Origin of the sequence: Microbacterium aurantiacum (assembly GCF_040532595.1) — a bacterium.
Classification (GTDB): Bacteria; Actinomycetota; Actinomycetes; order Actinomycetales; family Microbacteriaceae; genus Microbacterium; species Microbacterium chocolatum_B.
Genome location: NZ_JBEVYX010000002.1, coordinates 349,943 through 369,380, shown reverse-complemented (window position 1 = coordinate 369,380; position 19,438 = coordinate 349,943). Strand labels below are relative to the sequence as shown.

The 19,438-nt window shown below is 71.0% G+C and carries 17 protein-coding genes; 16 read left to right on the top strand and 1 reads right to left on the bottom strand.

Going from position 1 to position 19,438, the window contains the following annotated elements:
• The first annotated feature begins 5 nt into the window (after positions 1–5).
• Genes ABXJ56_RS13985 through ABXJ56_RS13975 form a run of 3 tightly spaced genes read left to right on the top strand, consistent with a single transcriptional unit; the run spans position 6 to position 4,275 of the window.
• A complete protein-coding gene (locus ABXJ56_RS13985; RefSeq protein ID WP_354000333.1) occupies positions 6–1,979 on the top strand; it encodes a primosomal protein N' in 1,974 nt (657 codons plus the stop codon).
• A gap of 8 nt (positions 1,980–1,987) precedes the next feature.
• Entirely contained in the window at positions 1,988–2,911 is a 924-nt protein-coding gene (fmt, locus tag ABXJ56_RS13980; protein WP_354000332.1) for a methionyl-tRNA formyltransferase, read from the top strand.
• Entirely contained in the window at positions 2,908–4,275 is a 1,368-nt protein-coding gene (locus tag ABXJ56_RS13975; RefSeq protein ID WP_354000331.1) for an RsmB/NOP family class I SAM-dependent RNA methyltransferase, read from the top strand. Before fmt ends, ABXJ56_RS13975 begins: the two co-directional genes overlap by 4 nt.
• Positions 4,276–4,296: 21 nt before the next feature.
• On the opposite strand, the gene glsA is transcribed toward ABXJ56_RS13975, so the two are convergent.
• Positions 4,297–5,475, bottom strand: a complete 1,179-nt coding sequence (glsA, locus tag ABXJ56_RS13970) for a glutaminase A (protein WP_354000330.1) — start codon at positions 5,473–5,475, stop codon at positions 4,297–4,299.
• Positions 5,476–5,495: 20 nt separating this feature from the next.
• Here glsA and rpe point away from each other — a divergent pair, with 20 nt between their 5' ends.
• The 13 genes from rpe (at position 5,496) to ABXJ56_RS13905 (ending at position 19,436) form a co-directional block, all read left to right on the top strand.
• Entirely contained in the window at positions 5,496–6,188 is a 693-nt protein-coding gene (rpe, locus tag ABXJ56_RS13965; RefSeq protein WP_354000329.1) for a ribulose-phosphate 3-epimerase, read from the top strand.
• 44 nt (positions 6,189–6,232) lie between these two features.
• Positions 6,233–6,496 carry a phosphoribosyl-ATP diphosphatase gene (locus ABXJ56_RS13960; protein ID WP_354000328.1) on the top strand — a complete coding sequence of 88 codons (264 nt, stop codon included), beginning with the start codon at positions 6,233–6,235 and terminating at the stop codon, positions 6,494–6,496.
• Between the two features lie 40 nt (positions 6,497–6,536).
• A complete protein-coding gene (gene hisG / locus ABXJ56_RS13955; protein ID WP_354000327.1) occupies positions 6,537–7,379 on the top strand; it encodes an ATP phosphoribosyltransferase in 843 nt (280 codons plus the stop codon).
• Positions 7,379–8,185, top strand: coding sequence for an imidazole glycerol phosphate synthase subunit HisF (hisF, locus tag ABXJ56_RS13950; RefSeq protein WP_354000326.1), 807 nt, complete (start codon positions 7,379–7,381; stop codon positions 8,183–8,185). The genes hisG and hisF overlap by 1 nt, the downstream gene beginning before the upstream one ends.
• Positions 8,182–8,574, top strand: coding sequence for a phosphoribosyl-AMP cyclohydrolase (hisI, locus tag ABXJ56_RS13945; protein WP_354000325.1), 393 nt, complete (start codon positions 8,182–8,184; stop codon positions 8,572–8,574). The genes hisF and hisI overlap by 4 nt, the downstream gene beginning before the upstream one ends.
• Entirely contained in the window at positions 8,571–9,194 is a 624-nt protein-coding gene (locus tag ABXJ56_RS13940) for a Trp biosynthesis-associated membrane protein (RefSeq protein ID WP_354000324.1), read from the top strand. The genes hisI and ABXJ56_RS13940 overlap by 4 nt, the downstream gene beginning before the upstream one ends.
• A 33-nt stretch (positions 9,195–9,227) precedes the next feature.
• On the top strand, positions 9,228–9,458 hold the full coding sequence (locus ABXJ56_RS13935) for a DUF6704 family protein (protein WP_053547452.1): 231 nt from the start codon (positions 9,228–9,230) through the stop codon (positions 9,456–9,458).
• A 2-nt stretch (positions 9,459–9,460) separates the two neighbouring features.
• On the top strand, positions 9,461–10,264 hold the full coding sequence (gene trpC, locus ABXJ56_RS13930; RefSeq protein WP_354000323.1) for an indole-3-glycerol phosphate synthase TrpC: 804 nt from the start codon (positions 9,461–9,463) through the stop codon (positions 10,262–10,264).
• Positions 10,264–11,472, top strand: a complete 1,209-nt coding sequence (gene trpB, locus ABXJ56_RS13925; RefSeq protein ID WP_354000322.1) for a tryptophan synthase subunit beta — start codon at positions 10,264–10,266, stop codon at positions 11,470–11,472. The genes trpC and trpB overlap by 1 nt, the downstream gene beginning before the upstream one ends.
• On the top strand, positions 11,469–12,263 hold the full coding sequence (gene trpA / locus ABXJ56_RS13920; protein WP_354000321.1) for a tryptophan synthase subunit alpha: 795 nt from the start codon (positions 11,469–11,471) through the stop codon (positions 12,261–12,263). Before trpB ends, trpA begins: the two co-directional genes overlap by 4 nt.
• A gap of 53 nt (positions 12,264–12,316) precedes the next feature.
• Positions 12,317–13,288, top strand: a complete 972-nt coding sequence (gene lgt, locus ABXJ56_RS13915) for a prolipoprotein diacylglyceryl transferase (RefSeq protein WP_354000320.1) — start codon at positions 12,317–12,319, stop codon at positions 13,286–13,288.
• Positions 13,289–13,375: 87 nt separating this feature from the next.
• A complete protein-coding gene (gltB, locus tag ABXJ56_RS13910) occupies positions 13,376–17,977 on the top strand; it encodes a glutamate synthase large subunit (RefSeq protein ID WP_435405005.1) in 4,602 nt (1,533 codons plus the stop codon).
• Entirely contained in the window at positions 17,970–19,436 is a 1,467-nt protein-coding gene (locus ABXJ56_RS13905) for a glutamate synthase subunit beta (RefSeq protein WP_354000319.1), read from the top strand. The genes gltB and ABXJ56_RS13905 overlap by 8 nt, the downstream gene beginning before the upstream one ends.
• Positions 19,437–19,438 lie beyond the last annotated feature (2 nt).

The following is a 19,438-nucleotide window of genomic DNA, read 5'->3' as shown; positions in this document are numbered from 1 at the left end:
GCGACGTGACCCTCCCGGTCGCGCGGGTTCTGATCGATTCACCCCTGCCGCAGTTGGACCGCCTGTTCGACTACGCGATCCCGCCCGAGTTCGACGGGCTCGCCCAGCCCGGCGTGCGCGTGAAGGTGCCGCTGCGCAGCGCCGGTCGAGTCGTCGAGGGCTACCTCGTGGAACGCGCCGTCGGGGAGGAGGGCGGACGACCGCTGTCCGAGATCGAGGACGTGGTGTCTTCGGTCCCGGTGCTGACCCCGGAGCTCTACCGGCTGGTACGGCGCGTCGCGGACCGCGCGGCGGGGTCCGCGGGCGACATCCTGCGTCTGGTGATCCCGAAGCGCATGGTGCGGGCCGAGAAGGTCTGGGCGGCGTCCGGGGCTCCGCAGACGCCGGCGGTCGACGAGGCCGCCGCGTCCTGGGCGACGACGCGGCTCGCCGCGTTCCCCGGGCTGGCCGAGGCGCTGCGGGAGGACGGGCGGCTCGCCATTGATGCGCCGCCTCACCCGATCCGCCCGCCGTCGGGGCAGGACGTCGGGGCCTGGGCCGACTTGCTCGCCGCCCTCGCGGTGGACACGCTCGCGCGCGGACGGACCGCCGTCGTCGTGGTGCCCGATCACCGCGACCGCGCGCAGGTGGAGGCGGCGCTCGCCGGCCGGGTCCCGCCCGATGCCGTGGTGCGCCACGATGCCGCGCAGCCCTCGCCCGCCCGGTACGCCGCGTATCTGCGCACCCTGGCCGACGCCCCGTGCATCGTGCTCGGGAATCGCTCTGCGGTCTACGCGCCGGCGCGCGATCTCGGCCTCGTCGCGATCTGGGACGACGGCGACCCCCTGCTGGCCGAACAGCTGTCGCCGGGCGTGCACGCGCGCGACGCGGCGCTCCAGCGCCAGGAACTCGACGGTGGCGCCCTCGTCTTCGCCGGGCACACACGGACGACGGACGTGGAGCGGCTCGTCGCGGTCGGCTGGGTCCGCGACCTGCCCGCTCGCCGCCGCGTCGGCGCGCGCGTGATCCTCAGCGCGACGCGCGAGGGCGAATCCCGGGGGACCCGGGTGCCCTCGTCCGCGTACGCCGCCGCGCGCGAGGCGCTCGCGCAGGGCCCGGTGCTCGTCCAGGTCGCGCGTCCGGGATACGCGCCGGTGCTCGTGTGCGCCGAGTGCCGGCACCCGGCGCGCTGCCGGCATTGCGCGGGACCGCTGCACGCGCGCGGTGCCGGAGCGGTGCCGGTGTGCACGTGGTGCGGGCGCAGCGCCCTCGCGTGGCGGTGCTCCGAATGCGACTCGGACCGCGTGCGCATGGCGTCGTCCGGAAGCGAACGGACCGCCGATGAGCTCGGGCGGGCCTTCCCCGGAACCCGGATCATCGTCGCCGACGGCGAGCATCCGGTTCTGAGGGTGGACGATCGGCCGGCCCTGGTCGTCGCGACGCGGGGCGGCGAGCCGATCGCCGAGGGTGGATACCGCGCCGTGATCCTCCTGGACGGAGACCGGATGCTGATGGCAGACGACCTGCGGATCGGCGAGTCGTGCCTCCGCTGGTGGTCCAACGCCGCCGCCCTGGCGGCGCCGGGCGCGCCGGTTCATCTGGTCGGCGTCACGGGCGCGGTCGCGCGGGCCCTCGCGACATGGACTCAGCCCGCATACGCGCGCGCCGAGCTCGCGGATCGCCAGCCGCTGCGCATGCCCCCCACGGTGCGCGTCGCGGCCGTCAGCGGCGCCCGGCGCTCGGTCGAGACCGCGCTGGAGAAGCTGCGCGACGACGTCCCCGAGCTCGATGCCCAGGCGATCCTCGGACCGGTGGACGGGGAGGAGGGCACGCGCGCGCTCGTCCGGTTCGAGTATGCGCGAGGGGCACGGGTGACCGAGAGCCTCCGCGCGTCCGTGGTGAGCGACGCCGTGTCGGGACGGCGGCCTCCCCGCGGGAAGGCGCCGGTGCGCCGCAATACACTCAGAGTGCGGGTCGATGTGCCCGATCTCGAGTTGTGAGGAGCTCCATGCGTCTGGTCTTCGCCGGAACCCCGGCGGTCGCGGTTCCGTCCTTGAAGGCCCTCGCGGCCTCCTCGCACGAGGTCGACCTGGTCGTCACCCGCTCCGACGCCCCGCTCGGACGCCGCCGCGTGCTGACGCCGTCGCCCGTCGCGACCGCTGCCGAGGAGCTCGGCGTGGAGACGCTGCGCACGTCCCGCCTGGATGACGCGGCGACCGTCTCCATCGCCGAGCGGCGACCCGATCTCGGCGTGATCGTCGCCTACGGCGGACTCGTCCGGGAACCCTTGCTGAGCACGCCCCGCCTCGGGTGGATCAACCTGCACTTCTCGCTGCTGCCGCGGTGGCGGGGAGCGGCTCCGGTGCAGCACGCGCTCATCGCCGGCGACGATGAGGTCGGGGTCAGCGTCTTCCACCTCGTCGCGGAGCTGGACGCGGGTGACCTCATCGCCGAGCGGGCGCTGCCCACGCCCGCGGACGTCACCGCCGGGGACCTCCTGTCGAGGCTGGCGGATGTCGGTGCCGAGGTCCTCCTCGATGCGGTCGACGCCCTCGCAGCCGGTACGGCCGTCGCGCGCGCGCAGCAGGGCGAGATCACGTTTGCGCCCAAGCTCTCGATCGACGACGGACGCGTGCGGTGGGACGAACCCGCCGCCGCCGTCCTCGGCCGCATCCGCGGGACGACACCGGAGCCGGGCGCGCACACGGAGGTCGCGGGCCTGCGGCTGAAGATCCTGTCCGCGCGCCGCGCCCCCGACCCCGCGCCCCGCCTGGGACCGGGCACGCTGTCACTGCACGAGGGACGTCTCCTCGCCGGAACCGCCGATGCGCCGGTCGTGCTCGATCGCGTGCAGCCCGCGGGGCGATCGGCCATGAACGCCGCGGACTGGTGGCGGGGAATGCGGGTGACCTCCGCGGTGGCCGGCTCGTGAGCGCGTCCGCGCCGCGGCGCATCGCGTTCGACACGCTGCGGGCCGTCCACGAGTCGGACGCGTACGCCAACCTGCTGCTCCCGGTCGCTCTCTCCCGCGCCGGGCTGAACGCGGCCGACGCTGCGCTCGCGACGGAACTCACCTACGGCACACTGCGCCGTCAGGGCACCTACGACGCGATCATCGGGGCCGCCGCGGACCGCCCCGTGGCCGAGATCGACCCGGCTCTCGTCGATGCACTGCGCCTCGGCATCCATCAGCTGCTGTCGACCCGTGTGGCCTCCCACGCGGCGGTCAACGAGTCGGTGGAACTCGCCCGCGCGGCCGCCGGGAGGGGGCCGAGCGGCTTCGTCAACGCCGTTCTGCGGCGCGTCTCCCGTGACACGCCGGGCGAGTGGATGGCCCGCATCACCGAGAGCGCGCGGTCGGACGACGAGCGCATCGGTCTGCTCACCTCCCACCCGGTCTGGGTCGTCCGCGCGTTCCGTCGCGCGCTCGCGGCGGAGGGACGCGCGGACGAGCTCGATGCCCTCCTCGCGGCGGACAACGCCGCCCCCGCCGTGACCATGATCGCCCTGCCCGGACTCGCGGATCGGCCCACCCAGGCGCGCGCCACACGGCTCTCGCCGTTCGGGTTCCGCTCCGACGGCGGTGACCCGGAGGCGACGGTCACCGCCGCGAACGGCCGGATCCGCGTCCAGGACGAGGGTTCGCAGCTGGCCGCCCTCGCGCTGACGCGGGCACGACCGGCTCGGGCGGGGGAGCGCTGGCTCGACCTGTGCGCGGGCCCCGGGGGCAAGACGGCCCTCCTCGCGGCGGAGGCGCTGGGGGCGGGCGCACGCGTCGAGGCCAATGAGATCGTCCCCGCCCGCGCCGGTCTCGTGCGGAAGGCCCTCGCCGGGGTGCCGATGGAGGTTCCGGTCTCCGAAGAGGACGGCCGCTCCCGAGCGACCCGGGATCCCGGCGCGTACGATCGCGTCCTCGTCGACGCGCCCTGCACGGGTCTCGGCGCCCTGCGGCGGCGGCCGGAGGCCCGATGGCGCAAGACGCCGGCCGACGTCCCCGAGCTTGCGGCTCTGCAGCGGGAACTGCTGGATGCCGCATTGGTCGCCTGCGCTCCCGGCGGCGTGGTCGCCTATGTGACGTGCTCGCCGCACCTCGCCGAGACGACCGCCGTCGTCGCGGACGTCCGCGCGTCCTGGGGCGATGCCGTCGAGGAGATCTCCGCCCGCGACGTGATCGGCGAGCTCGCCTCGACGAGACCGGATCTGCCGGAGCAGGGGGACGGGACCCTGCGCGCCCAGCTCTGGCCGCATCGCCACGGCACGGACGCGATGTCCATCAGCCTCCTGCAGAAGCACTAGAGGCGGCGTTCGCGATCTGGTTCACTCCGCCAGTCGGAAGCCCTCCGGCATGATCTCGAACTCCGCGCGGAGGGCGATGAGCGCGGCCGGATGCGTGCGGGCGAGCTCGGACGCGTCCACGACGACCTCCGTCCCGTCGGGAACGGAGGCGGCGATCTCCCGGAGCACGCCGATGACGCGCTCCGTGCCGGAGAAGCCGAGTTCGCCGCCGAGGTGCACCACCCGCGCCTCCCCGACGCGCTCGATGCGCAGCGCCGGTACGGCGACGTTCTCGTGCGACTCCAGCAGGTGCATGTCGAAGCGATCCGACACCGTCTCCACGGCCGCGATGCCCCGCACGCTGTTCCCGTGCGCATCGAGACGGGGGCTGAAGGCCGCCACGCCGAACTGCGACGGCGCCACCGCGAGCAGACCACCGCTCACCCCGCTCTTGGCGGGAAGGCCGACCCGGAGGAGCCACTCCCCGGAGTAGTCGTACATTCCGCACGACGACATGATCGAGAGAACGTCGCGTGCGACGCGGGGGCTGACCACCCGCGCGCCGGTGACCGGGTTCACCCCTCCGAAGGCGAGCGTCCCCGCCATCACCGCGAGATCCCGCACGGTGACGAGCAGGGAGCACTGACGGAAGTAGGTCTCCACCGCGGCTTCGACGGACCCGGTGAGGATTCCGTACGAGCGCAGAAGGTGCCCGAGGGCGCGGTTGCGGTCTCCCGTGGCCGATTCGGAGGCGTAGACCGCCTCGTCGACCCACAGCGAGCGGCCGGCGAACGCCGACAACTTCGACACGATGCGCCCCGTGCGCTCGTCGATGTCGCTGCCGGCCTCCCCGACGAGTGCCGTCGTCGCGATCGCGCCGGCGTTGACCATGGGGTTCGCGGGGCGCCCGGTGCCGTGCGCGAGGCTGATGGCGTTGAAGGGTTCGCCGCTCGGCTCCACCCCCACGCACTCGAGGACCCGCTCCCGACCGCATTCCTCGAGAGCCAGGGCGAGGACGAACGGCTTCGAGATCGACTGGATGGTGAACTCGTGCTCGCCGTCGCCCACGACGCGCACACGCCCGCGGGGTCCGACCACGGCGAACGCGAGCCGATCGGGATCGGCCGCGGCGAGTTCGGGGATGTAGGCGGCCGGGGCGCCGCCGCTCAGCGGTCTGATCTCGTCGAGGAGGTCGTCCAGCAGTGCCGTGATGGGGTCCACGGCTCGACCATAATGGACCCGTGCCCGCCCGTGACGTCCCTCAGCCCGCGCGCGAGATCCGCATCAACCCCAGCATCCTGGCCGCGGATTTCGTCAACATGCAGACCGACCTCGCCCGCATCGCCACCGCGGACTTCGCGCACGTCGACGTCATGGACAACCACTTCGTCCCGAACCTCACCTTCGGGCCCCAGATGGTCGAGCGGATCCAGCAGACCAGTCCGATCCCGCTCGACGTGCACCTCATGATCGACGACCCCGACCGGTGGGCGCCCGGCTACGCCGAGCTCGGCGCCGCGTCCGTCACCTTCCATCTCGAGGCGGCGCGCGAGCCTGTCGCCCTCGCTCGGCGTCTGCGGGACATCGGTGCGCGCGCCGGCGTCGCGGTGAAGCCCGGGACACCGGCACCCGCGCTCGACGGACTGTGGGGCGAGGTGGATCAGATCCTCGTCATGACCGTCGAACCCGGCTTCGGAGGTCAGTCCTTCATGCCGGAGACGATGCCGAAGCTCCGCCTCCTCGCCGATGAAGCCGCGCGCCGGGGGTCGTCGGTCTGGCTGCAAGTCGACGGCGGCATCAGCGCCGACACCATCGCGCAGGCGGCGGAAGCCGGCGCCGACACCTTCGTCGCCGGCTCGGCGGTCTTCGGCGCCGACGATCCAGGCGCGGCGATCGCCGCTCTCCGGGCGCAGGCCGCCGCGCACGTGCACTGACCGCGGCGCCGGATCACCCCCGCGCGGCGCGCTACCCTTGCAGGGTGAAGACGTTCGATGCGCTGTTCGATGAGCTCTCCGCCAAAGCGGCCGAGCGACCCGAAGGATCCGGGACCGTCGCGCAGCTGGACGCCGGCGTGCACGCGATCGGCAAGAAGATCGTCGAAGAGGCCGCCGAAGTGTGGATGGCCGCCGAGTACGAGTCGACGGACGCCGCGGCGGAGGAGATCTCGCAGCTGCTCTACCACCTGCAGGTCCTGATGCTCGCCAAGGGTCTCTCCCTCCAGGACGTCTACCGACATCTCTGAGCGCTCCGTCCCCTCGCTCACCCCCATCGAAAGTCCCGACATGCTGCGAATCGCCGTGCCGAACAAGGGCTCGCTCGCCGAGACCGCGTCCGAGATGCTCCAGGAGGCCGGCTACACCGGCCGCCGCGACCCGAAGGACCTCCACGTCCTCGACCCCGACAACGGTGTCGAGTTCTTCTACCTGCGCCCGAAGGACATCGCCACCTACGTCGGCTCCGGAGCCCTCGATGTCGGGATCACCGGACGGGACCTCCTCCTGGACGCGCGGATGCCGGGCGCGCGCGAGATCGAGTCCCTCGCCTTCGCCGGATCGACCTTCCGCTTCGCCGCTCCGACCGGAACCTTCTCCGCGCTCTCGGACCTCGAGGGCAAGAGGGTCGCGACGTCCTACCCGGGCCTCGTGGACGCGTTCCTCGATCGTCACGGGATCGCGGTGGACCTCGTGCCGCTGGACGGTGCCGTCGAATCGGCGGTGCGCCTGGGCGTGGCGGACGCGGTCGCCGACGTGGTGGAGACCGGGACCACCCTCCGCCAGGCGGGGCTCGAGGTCTTCGGTCCCGTCATCCTGCGCTCCGAGGCGGTCCTCATCACGGGGCCGAGCGATGCGGAGGGTACGGAGACCCTTTTGCGTCGCCTGCGCGGAGTCCTCGTCGCGCGACAGTACGTCCTCGTGGACTACGACCTCCCCGTCGCCCTCATCGACGATGCCGTGGCGCTCACTCCGGGCATCGAGTCTCCGACCATCTCGCCGTTGCGCGACCCCGACTGGGTCGCGGTGCGCGTCATGGTCGCCCGCAAGAAGGTGAACCAGGCCATGGACGATCTCTACGCGCTCGGAGCGAGAGCGATCCTGGTGACGGCGATCGACAACGCGAGACTCTGATGAGCCTCGTCTGCCGCGTGATCCCGTGCCTCGACGTCGCGGCCGGTCGGGTCGTGAAGGGCGTCAACTTCCAGAATCTCCGCGACATGGGGGACCCGGTCGAGCTCGCCCGGGAGTACTTCCGCCAGGGCGCCGACGAGATCACCTTCCTCGACGTCACCGCGACCGTCGACGAGCGGGCGACGACCTACGAGGTCGTGCGGCGCACCGCCGAGGAGGTCTTCATCCCCCTGACCGTCGGCGGGGGAGTGCGCTCGGTCGATGACGTCGCGCGCCTGCTCGCGGTGGGGGCGGACAAGATCGGGGTGAACTCGGCGGCGATCGCTCGTCCCGCGCTCCTCGACGAGATCGCCGATCGTTTCGGCGCCCAGGTCCTCGTCCTCTCGCTCGACGTGATGCGACGTCCCGGGGGCCCCACGGACGAGATCCCGTCCGGTTTCGTGGTGACCACCCACGGCGGACGCACCGCCACCGACATCGACGCCCTCGCCTGGGCTCGAGAAGCCATCGAGCGGGGTGCGGGCGAGCTGCTGGTCAATTCGATCGACGCCGACGGCACGCGGGAGGGCTTCGATCTCGAGCTCGTCCGGCTCATGCGGGAGGCCTCGCGCGTGCCCGTGATCGCCTCCGGCGGGGCCGGAGCCGCCGAGCACTTCGGCCCGGCCATCGCAGCGGGCGCCGACGCCGTGCTCGCCGCATCGGTGTTCCACACCGGCCAGCTCACCGTCGGCGACGTCAAGCGCAGCATGGCCGATCAGGGCATCGCGGTGCGCGAGGGGCTCGTGCCCGGGGAGACCGCCGCATGAGCGCCGTCGATTCCACCGGCATCCCCGACGACACCGTCGCCGAGCGGATCGCGCGTGTCCGCTTCGCCGAGGACGGTCTCGTCGCCGCCATCGTCCAGCAGTGGGACACCCGTGAGGTCCTGATGCTCGGCTGGATGGATGCCGAAGCCCTCCGTCGCACGCTGACGGAGGGTCGGGTGACCTTCTGGTCGCGCTCCCGCCGGGAGTACTGGCGCAAGGGCGACACGTCCGGTCACATCCAGCTTGTCCGCGGTGCGCACCTGGACTGCGACGGGGACGCCATCCTCGTGGAGGTCGAGCAGGTCGGCGCCGCGTGCCACACCGGTCTCCGGTCCTGCTTCGACACCCTCGACCTGGATCCCGCCCGCGGGCCGGAGGCCGGGGAGTGATCGCCCGAGCCCGTCTGCTCGGCGTCCTCACGCTCCTCGCGTGCGGAGCCCTCGGGGTCATCTCGGCGACCCAGACCTGGTTCACGGTCGTGCTCGACGACGGTGCCGCCGAACCCCTCCTCGTGCCGGGTGACGGCGCCCTCGCCCTGCTGACCCCTCTGAGCCTCACGGTCCTCGCGCTCGGCGGCGCACTGTCCATCGTCGGCGTGGTGCTCCGATACGTCTTCGGTGCGCTGACGCTCGTCATCGCCGCGCTGCTGGGGGCACTGACCGCCGGTACCGCCTTCGCGACACCGATCTCGGCCGTATCGGCGAGCGTGACCGAGGCCACCGGCATCACGGGATCCCGAGCGGTGAGCGATCTCGTCGCCTCGCTCACCCCCACGCCCTGGCCGTACATCACGCTGGTCGCCTGGCTCGTCCTCGCCGCGAGCGGCATCCTGATCCTGGCGACCGCGCGCCGGTGGCGCAGCGCCGATCGCCGCTACCGCTCCGAGGGCGACGCGCCCACGCGTCCGGGAGCCGCGGACGGTGCGCGACCGGCGGATGCCGCCCGGGACACGGCGATCGACTCGTGGGACGACCTGTCGCGCGGAGAAGACCCGACCGCCGACCGCTAGACTGGGAAACCCGCGTCGACAGGAGGATCCCCCATGAGCAACGAGATCGGTGACCCCGGCCACGGACACTCTCCCGCCGCCTGGACGGCCGTCACGATCATGCTGGTCGCGGTCGCGCTCGGCACGCTGTTCTACTGGTTCGACATGCCGGTCCTCGTCTGGGCCTCGGCGGGCCTGCTCGTCGTCGGCCTCCTGACCGGCTGGATCATGGCCAAGGCCGGCTACGGCGTCAACGGCACCAAGTACATCGCGAAAGAGCACTGAGCGTGCTCGCCGACCTCACGGCCGGCGCGGTGGAGGACGCCGAGGCGCGCGCACTCCTCGCGCCCCGTGCCGTGGTGGAGGCCGCTGCCCTCGCGCGCACCCCTGCGCTGGATGTCCTGGCCGCGCTCGCTCCGGCCGATCGCGTGAAGATCATCGCCGAAGTCAAGCGGGCGAGCCCGTCCCGCGGCGACCTCGCGAGCATCCCCGACCCCGCCCTCCAGGCGCGGCGCTACGAGGAGGGCGGCGCGTCCGCCATCTCCGTCCTCACGGAGGGGCGGCGCTTCAAGGGGAGCCTCGCCGATCTCGACGCGGTCCGCGGCGCGGTTCAGCTGCCCGTCCTGCGGAAGGACTTCATCGCCGACGAGTATCAGGTGCTCGAGGCTCGCGCCGCCGGAGCCGACCTCGTCCTGCTCATCGTCGCCGCCCTCGACCAGGAGACGCTCCTCCGCCTGCACGCCTTCACGCGCGAGCTCGGCATGACCCCGCTCGTGGAGACGCACTCCGCGGAGGAGGTCGACCGCGCCGTCGACCTCGGCGCAGACCTCATCGGTGTCAACGCCCGAGACCTGTCCACGTTCGAGCTGGACCGGGACCTCTTCGGTCGTCTGGTCGAGCGCATCCCCTCGGGGACGATCAAGATCGCCGAGTCCGCGGTGCTCACCCCGGACGACGTCGCCCACTACCGCGCTGCGGGCGCAGACGTCGTCCTCATCGGCGAGGCGCTGGTCACCAGCGATCCCGTCACCACCCTCCGTGCCTTCCTCGATGCGGGCGCGGACACCCTCCCCGGAGGAAGAGAGTCCTGATGAGTCTTCGTGAAGTGACCGGGCCGTTCTTCGGCGAATTCGGCGGAAGGTACATGCCCGAGTCCCTGATCGCCGCGATCGATGAACTGACGGAGGTCTACGACGCCGCCAAGGTCGATCCCGCCTTCCAGGCGGAGTTCGTCAGCCTCCTGCGCTCGTACGGCGGACGACCGTCGCCGATCACCGAGGTGCCGCGATTCGCCGCGCACGCCGGTGGTGCGCGCATCTTCCTCAAGCGGGAGGATCTGAACCACACCGGTTCGCACAAGATCAACAACGTCATCGGCCAGGCTCTCCTTACCAAGAGGCTCGGCAAGACCCGCGTCATCGCCGAGACCGGAGCAGGGCAGCACGGTGTCGCCACCGCCACCGCGGCGGCGCTGTTCGGATTCGACTGCACCGTGTACATGGGCGAGGTCGACACGCAGCGTCAGGCCCTGAACGTCGCGCGCATGCGGCTCCTCGGCGCCGAGGTGATCCCGGTGACGACGGGATCCCGCACCCTCAAAGACGCGATCAACGAGGCCTACCGGGACTGGGTCTCGAGCGTCGAGACCACGAACTACATCTTCGGCACCGCCGCCGGGCCCCATCCGTTCCCGGCCATGGTCCGCGACTTCCAGAAGATCATCAGCGAGGAGGCGCGCGCCCAGCTCCTGGACGAGACCGGCCGGCTCCCCGATGCCGTCCTCGCCTGCGTCGGCGGCGGATCCAATGCGATCGGCATGTTCGACGCGTTCCTCGACGACGAGGGCGTGAAGCTCTACGGTGTCGAGGCGGCGGGAGACGGCGTCGACACGCCTCGTCACGCCGCCTCGATCGGCCGGGGCCGTCCCGGCGTCCTGCACGGAGCGAAGACGTTCGTCCTGCAGGACGAGGACGGCCAGACCACAGAATCCCACTCGATCTCCGCCGGTCTCGATTACCCGGGCGTCGGCCCCGAGCACGCGTGGCTCGCGGCCATCGGGCGCGCAGAGTACATCCCCGCCACGGATGACGAGGCGATGCAGGCGCTGCGCCTGCTTTCCGAGACGGAGGGCATCATTCCGGCGATCGAGTCCGCCCACGCTCTGGCCGGAGCCCTGCGCATCGGTCGCGAACTCGGTCCGGACGCCATCCTGGCCGTGAACCTCTCCGGCCGTGGGGACAAGGACATGGACACGGCGGCGAAGTACTTCGGCCTCTACGACGAGGGGGCGTCGGCGTGACCTCGCGGGTCTCGGCGGCGCTCGACGCCGCCCGCGCGGAGGGCCGTGGCGCACTGATCGGGTACCTGCCCATCGGCTACCCCGACCTGCAGACCAGCATCGACGCGGCGGTGACCCTCGCGGAGAACGGCGTGGACATCCTGGAGCTCGGGCCGCCGTACTCCGACCCGGTCATGGACGGTCTGGTGATCCAGGAGGCCACACAGGCGGCTCTCGCCGCCGGGTTCCGGTTGCGCGACACATTCGAGGCTGTGCGGGAGATTACCCGGCGCACGGATGTGCCGGTCCTGGTCATGACGTATTGGAACCCGATCTACCAGTTCGGGATCGATCGGTTCGCCGACGGGCTCGCCGCGGCTGGCGGTGCGGGGCTCATCACCCCGGACATCACGCCGGACGCCGCCGAGGAGTGGATCCGGGCCAGTGAGCGCACCGGTCTCGACCGGGTCTTCCTCGCCGCCCCCACGTCCACCGACGCGCGGTTGAAGATGATCGTCGAGGCGTCGACCGGATTCGTCTACACCGTGTCGACGATGGGGATCACCGGCGAACGTGCGGACCTGGATGCCGCGGCCCGGCGACTCGTGTCCCGTCTGCGCGAGCACGGAGCCGCGCACGCCTGCGTCGGCATCGGCATCTCCAACGCCGACCACGTCGCCGGTGTCGTGGAGTACTCGGACGGCGCGATCGTCGGCACCGCGCTCGTCCGCGCCCTTCGCGACGGGGGACTGGAGTCCCTCGGCGAGACCGCCCGTGCCCTCTCTGCGGGCACCGCGCGCGCGTCGAACTAGACTGCACACGTCGGCGACTCGCCGGCATCCCCTCAGCAAGGACACTGCTCTTCATGATCACCGTCGCCGCGGGCGTCTTCGCCAGCATCCCGAGCCCTTCGATCAGCTACATCGACCTCGGACCACTGCGCATCCACTTCTACGCGCTGTGCATCATCGCCGGAATCGTCGCTGCGGTGCTGTGGACCAATGCCCGGCTCACCAAGCGTGGCGCCGAACCGTGGGTCGTGATCGACATCGCCCTGCTCGCCGTTCCGCTGGCGATCATCACGGCGCGCGTCTACCACGTGCTGACGCACTGGGACTTCTACTTCGGCGAGGGCCGGAACCCCCTGAGCGCCCTGTACATCTGGGAGGGCGGGATCGCGATCTACGGCGCGCTCATCGGCGGCGCCGTCGGTGCGTGGCTCGGATGCCGGTGGACCGGCATCCGCTTCTGGACGTTCGCCGACGCCCTCGCGCCGGGTCTCCTTCTCGCCCAGGCCATCGGGCGCTTCGGCAACTGGTTCAACCAGGAGCTCTACGGACTCCCCACCGACCTGCCCTGGGGCCTGGAGATCGACTACCCCAATGCCGCCTGGCCCGTCGGACTGCCGGAGGGGACGCTCTTCCACCCGACCTTCCTCTACGAGGTCATCTGGAACGTCGCGGGCGTCGTGGTCCTCGTGGCCGCCGGCCGTGCGCTGAAGCTCCAGTGGGGACGCCTGTTCGGCCTCTACCTCATCTGGTACAGCGCCGGCCGCATCGTGTGGGAGTCCATCCGCATCGACCCGAGTGAGATCATCCTGGGTCTGCGCACCAACGTCTGGGCCGCCATCCTCGGCGTCGTGATCGGCATCGCGATCATGGTCGTGCAGAACCGTCGGCACCCGGGTCGCGAACCCTCGCCCTATGTCGCGGGTCGCGAATGGCACCCGGACGGGGCTGTACAATCGCAGGACACCGACGACTTCGTCGACGTCAGCGAACCGCCGACGTCCGAGCCGGTCGGGGGCAGCGCCACAAGCACACCCGCCACGAAATAGCGCTCACCGAACGACCCGTACAAGGCAGTTCATCGAGTCCCGGGCCGACGTCGTCCCATTTTGAGCATCAACGTGAGGACGGTTGGTATGGCATCGAGCCCCCGTCGCAACGCCCCCGAGGCGAGCACCCCGGCATCCGGGCTGTCCGGCTTCCCGCGCAAGCAGGGAATGTACAACCCGGACTTCGAGAAGGACGCGTGCGGTCTGGCGATGGTCGCCACCCTGCGCGGCGAACCCGGTCACGACATCGTCGACCTGGCGCTCACGGCGCTGCGGAACCTCGAGCACCGCGGCGCGATCGGCTCGGACGCCGGCACCGGTGACGGGGCCGGGATCCTCACTCAGATGCCGGACGCCTTCCTGCGCGCGGTAGTGGACTTCGCGCTGCCGGCTGCGGGGGAGTACGCAGCGGGCATGGTGTTCCTGCCGCGCGATGACGAGGCCCGGGCTGCGCAGAAGGCGGGGATCGAGAAGATCGCCGCGTCCGAGGGCCTCACGGTGCTCGGCTGGCGCGAGGTCCCCACGGAGGACGACAACCTCGGCAAGCTCGCCTTCGCCGCGCGTCCGGTCTTCGAGCAGCTCTTCGTCTCACGGCCCGCCGTGGGCGATGCCCCGGCCCTCTCCGGTATCGACCTCGACCGCCGCACGTTCCGGCTGCGCAAGCGCGCCCGGACGGAGCTGGACGCGTACTTCGTGTCCCTGTCGGCCCGCACGCTCGGGTACAAGGGCATGGTCACGACCCTGCAGCTCGAACCGTTCTATCCCGACCTGCAGGACGAGCGTTTCGCCTCCGAGCTCGCCGTGGTGCACTCCCGCTACTCCACGAACACGTTCCCGTCGTGGCCGCTCGCCCAGCCCCTGCGCATGCTCGCGCACAACGGCGAGATCAACACGGTCAAGGGCAACCGCAACTGGATGCGGGCGCGGCAGTCGCAGCTCGAGTCCGAGCTCCTCGGACAGATCGACCCGCTGCTGCCCATCTGCACCCCCGGTGCGAGCGACTCGGCGTCCTTCGATGAGGTCCTGGAGCTCCTGACCCTCACCGGGCGGAGCCTGCCGCACGCCGTCATGATGATGGTGCCCGAGGCCTACGAGAAGCAGGCCGACGTCGACCCCGACCTGCGCGCCTTCTACGAGTATCACTCCATGCAGATGGAGCCGTGGGACGGACCGGCCGCACTGATCTTCACGGACGGCACGGTCGTGGGCTCGACGCTCGACCGCAACGGTCTGCGACCGGGCCGCTGGACCGAGACCACCGACGGCCTCGTCGTCATCGGCAGCGAGACCGGAGTGCTGGACTTCGCTCCCGAGCGCATCAAGCGCCGCGGGCGCCTCCAGCCCGGGCGCATGTTCCTCGTCGACACCGCTCAGGGGCGGATCATCGAGGACGAGGAGATCAAGGGCGAGCTCGCGCAGCTGCACCCGTGGCGCGAATGGCTGGACGCCGGACGTGTGCGGCTGGCCGACCTCCCCGAGCGCGAGCACATCGTCCACCCGATCGCCTCCATCACGCGCCGCCAGCGGACGTTCGGCTACACCGAGGAGGAGGTCAGGATCCTGCTGACCCCCATGGGGCAGACCGGTGCCGAGCCCCTGGGCGCCATGGGCAGCGACACCCCCGTGGCGGTCCTCAGCGAGCGACCGCGGCTGCTCTTCGACTACTTCACGCAGCAGTTCGCGCAGGTCACGAACCCTCCGCTGGACTCCATCCGCGAAGAGGTCGTCACCTCGCTCTCTCTCGGTCTCGGACCGGAACGCAACCTGCTGGAGTGGGGGCCGGAGCACACGCGCACCGTGACCCTCGACTTCCCCGTCATCGACAACGACGAGCTCGCGAAGATCCAGCACATCGACACGGCTCTCCCGGGCCGTACGTCGGTCACGATCCGCGGGCTCTACCGCGTCGAGGCCGGACACAAGGGCATGAAGAAGCGCCTCGAGCAGATGTGCGCCGAGGTCGACCAGGCCATCGAGGACGGAGCGGAGTTCATCGTCCTGAGCGACCGCGACTCCAACAAGGACCTCGCGCCGATTCCCTCCCTGCTGATGCTCGCGGCCGTGCACCACCACCTCATCCGCAAGCAGACGCGCATGAAATGCGGGCTCGTCGTCGAAGCGGGCGACGTCCGCGAGGTGCACCATGTCGCCACGCTCATCGGCTACGGCGCCTCGGCGGTCAACCCGTATCTCGCGATGGAGACGGTCGAGTACCTCGTGCGGGCGGGCTTCATCACCGGTGTCACGCCGCAGAAGGCGGTCAAGAACCTCATCTACGCGCTCGGCAAGGGCGTGCTGAAGATCATGTCGAAGATGGGCATCTCCACGGTGTCCTCCTACGCCGGTGCGCAGGTCTTCGAGGCCGTGGGCCTGTCGCAGGACTTCGTCGACACGTACTTCACCGGTACCGAGTCGAAGCTCGGCGGCATCGGCCTCGATGTCATCGCGGCCGAGAACGCCTCGCGCCACGCGTACGCGTACCCCGAGGACGGCGCGGTGCGTGCGCACGAGCGTCTGTGGACCGGCGGCGAGTACCAGTGGCGGCGTGACGGTGCACCGCACCTGTTCAATCCCGAGACGGTGTTCCGCCTCCAACACGCCACCCGCACGCGCCGGTACGACATCTTCCGCGAGTACACGCGGATGGTCGACGACCAGGCGCAGGAGCTGAAGACTCTCCGCGGCCTGTTCCGTCTGCGCACCGAGGGCCGGACCCCCGTGCCGCTGGACGAGGTCGAATCGGTGGCCTCCATCGTCAAGCGCTTCCAGACCGGAGCGATGAGCTACGGCTCGATCTCCAAGGAGGCTCACGAGACGCTGGCGATCGCGATGAACCGGATCGGTGGAAAGTCGAACACCGGCGAGGGCGGCGAGGACGTCGAGCGGCTCCTGGACCCGGAGCGTCGGAGCGCGATCAAGCAGGTCGCGTCGGGACGCTTCGGCGTCACGAGCCTGTACCTGACCGAGGCCGATGACATCCAGATCAAGCTGGCACAGGGCGCCAAGCCCGGGGAAGGCGGTCAGCTCCCTCCGCAGAAGGTGTACCCCCAGATCGCGCGGACGCGCGGGGGGACCCCCGGCGTGGGTCTCATCTCGCCGCCCCCGCACCACGACATCTACTCGATCGAAGACCTGAAGCAGCTGATCTTCGACCTCAAGCGCGCCAACCCCGCGGCCCGGGTCCACGTGAAGCTCGTCAGCCAGTCGGGCATCGGGGCCGTCGCCGCCGGAACCGCCAAGGCCCTCGCCGACGTCATCCTCATCTCGGGGCACGACGGCGGGACCGGTGCGAGCCCGATGAACTCGCTCAAGCACGCGGGGACACCGTGGGAGCTGGGCCTCGCCGAGACGCAGCAGACCCTGATGCTCAACGGCATGCGCGACCGCGTCGTGGTGCAGGTCGACGGGCAGTTGAAGACCGGACGGGACGTCGTCATCGGCGCTCTCCTGGGGGCCGAGGAGTTCGGCTTCGCGACCGCTCCGCTCGTCGTCTCCGGGTGCATCATGATGCGCGTCTGCCACCTCGACACGTGCCCGGTCGGCGTCGCGACGCAGAACCCGACCCTGCGCGCGCGGTTCACGGGCAAGCCGGAGTTCGTCGTGAACTTCATGGAGTTCGTCGCCGAGGAGGTGCGCGAATACCTAGCGGCTCTGGGCTATCGCTCGCTCGACGAGATCATCGGCCACACCGAGCTCCTCGACATCGAGGGCGCCGTCGAGCACTGGAAGGCGAGCGGGCTGAACCTCGCCCCCGTCCTCGAGGGGCCGGCGTTCGCGGAGTCCGAGCCGCGCCGCAGCGGTCGCCTGCAGGACCACGAGCTCGACGAGCACTTCGACGTGCAGATCATCGAGCGCGCGCAGGATGTGATCGCCCACGGCGGCCACCTCGTCCTCGACCTCCCGATCCGCAACACGGCGCGCGCCGTGGGGACCCTTCTCGGGCACCACGTCACCCGCGTCCAGGGCGAGAACGGGCTGCCGACGGGCACGATCGAGGTGAACCTCACGGGTTCCGCCGGTCAGTCGTTCGGTGCCTTCATGCCCGCGGGCATCACCCTGCGACTCGAGGGGGACTCGAACGACTACGTCGGCAAGGGACTCTCGGGAGGACAGATCGTCGTCCGCCCGCCCCGCGCGGCGACCTTCGACGCGTCGAAGAACGTCATCGCGGGGAACGTCATCGGCTACGGCGCCACGCAGGGGACGATGTTCCTGCGCGGGGTGGTGGGGGAGCGCTTCTTCGTGCGCAACTCCGGTGCCACCGCCGTCGTCGAGGGCGTCGGGGACCACGCCCTCGAGTACATGACCGGTGGACTCGCGGTCATCCTCGGCGGTACCGGACGCAACCTCGGTGCGGGCATGTCGGGAGGAACCGCGTACGTCTACAAGCTGGACGAAGCGCTGGTGAACCGCGAGGCCCTCGCCAGCGGCGAGCTCGAGCTCGGCGCGCTGGGTTCCGGCGACGCCGAGATCCTCCGCGACCTGCTGCAGCAGCATGTCGCGGAAACCGACTCGACCCTCGCCGCCGCGATGCTCGCGGATTTCGAGAACACACTGGACGACTTCGTCCGCGTCATGCCGCGCGACTACGCCGCGGTTCTGCAGACCCGCCAGGCGGCGGCCGCCGAGGGGCTGGACCCCGACGGTGACGTCGTCTGGAGCCGCATCCTGGAGGTGACCGGTGGCTGATCCCAAAGGCTTTCTGAAAGTCACCGATCGAGAGCTGCCGCCGCGGCGGCCGGTTCCGGTGCGCATCATGGACTGGAAAGAGGTCTACGAGCCCGGCGACAGCGCGGTCCTCCGCCGTCAGGCGGGGCGATGCATGGACTGCGGTGTGCCGTTCTGCCACCAGGGATGCCCGCTCGGGAACCTCATCCCCGAGTGGAACGACCTCACGTGGCGCGGCGAGGGCCGTGCGGCCATCGAGCGGCTGCACGCCACGAACAACTTCCCGGAGTTCACCGGACGCCTGTGCCCGGCGCCCTGCGAGAGCTCCTGCGTGCTGGGCATCAACCAACCCCCGGTGACCATCAAGCAGGTCGAGGTCTCGATCATCGACGAGGCCTTCACCCGCGGGTGGGTCGAGCCGGAGCCGCCCGGTCGCCTCACCGGGAAGACCGTCGCCGTCGTCGGCTCGGGCCCCGCCGGCCTCGCCGCCGCCCAGCAGCTCACCCGTGCCGGCCACACGGTGGCCGTCTACGAGCGGGACGATCGGATCGGCGGCCTTCTTCGGTACGGCATCCCCGATTTCAAGATGGAGAAGCGGCACCTCGAGGCCCGTCTGCGACAGATGCAGGATGAAGGCACGCGTTTCCGAGCCGGGGTCGAGGTCGGTCGCGACATCTCCTGGAGCGACCTGCGCGCCCGGTACGACGCCGTCGTCGTCGCCACCGGTGCCACCCTGCCGCGCGAGCTCCCGATCCCCGGACGGGACCTCGACGGCGTGCACTTCGCAATGGAGTACCTCGTCGAGTCCAACCGCGCCGTCGCCGGCGACGCCCCGGCCAATCAGATCCTCGCCGAGGGCAAGCACGTCGTGGTCATCGGCGGCGGCGACACCGGTGCGGACTGCATCGGCACCGCCCACCGCCAGGGTGCTCTGAGCGTCACGAACCTCGCCATCGGACGCCGCCCTCCGGAGGAGCGTCCGGAGAACCAGCCCTGGCCGATGAGTCCGACGCTGTTCGAGATCGCCTCCGCGCACGAGGAGGGCGGGGAGCGCAGCTACCTCGCCTCGACCGTGGAATTCCTCGGCAACGACGTCGGCGAGGTCCGCGCGCTGCGTGTAGCCGAGACGGAGTTCGTCGACGGACGCCGCGTGCCCAAGAGCGGGACCGAGCGTGAGATCCCGGCGGACCTCGTGCTCATCGCGATGGGGTTCACGGGCCCCGAGCGCGCCGACCTCGAGGAGCAGCTGGGCGCGCAGTTCACCGAGCGCGGGAACGTCCACCGCGAGAACGACTACCAGACCACCGCTCCCGGCGTGTTCGTCGCCGGCGACGCCGGTCGCGGACAGTCGCTGATCGTGTGGGCCATCGCCGAAGGTCGCGCCGCCGCGGCGCACGTCGACCGCTTCCTCATGGGCGAGACCGAGCTTCCCGCTCCGGTCGGACCGCATGATGTCGCGATCGGTCTGCAGCCCGCGTAGGC

Excerpts from the sequence above, each read along its gene's own strand:
- fmt (WP_354000332.1), top strand. The coding sequence starts at position 1,988 with ATGCGTCTGGTCTTCGCCGGAACCCCGGCGGTCGCGGTTCCGTCCTTG.
- hisG (WP_354000327.1), top strand. The coding sequence starts at position 6,537 with ATGCTGCGAATCGCCGTGCCGAACAAGGGCTCGCTCGCCGAGACCGCG.
- hisF (WP_354000326.1), top strand. The coding sequence starts at position 7,379 with ATGAGCCTCGTCTGCCGCGTGATCCCGTGCCTCGACGTCGCGGCCGGT.
- hisI (WP_354000325.1), top strand. The coding sequence starts at position 8,182 with ATGAGCGCCGTCGATTCCACCGGCATCCCCGACGACACCGTCGCCGAG.
- ABXJ56_RS13935 (WP_053547452.1), top strand. The coding sequence starts at position 9,228 with ATGAGCAACGAGATCGGTGACCCCGGCCACGGACACTCTCCCGCCGCC.
- trpB (WP_354000322.1), top strand. The coding sequence starts at position 10,264 with ATGAGTCTTCGTGAAGTGACCGGGCCGTTCTTCGGCGAATTCGGCGGA.
- lgt (WP_354000320.1), top strand. The coding sequence starts at position 12,317 with ATGATCACCGTCGCCGCGGGCGTCTTCGCCAGCATCCCGAGCCCTTCG.
- gltB (WP_435405005.1), top strand. The coding sequence starts at position 13,376 with ATGGCATCGAGCCCCCGTCGCAACGCCCCCGAGGCGAGCACCCCGGCA.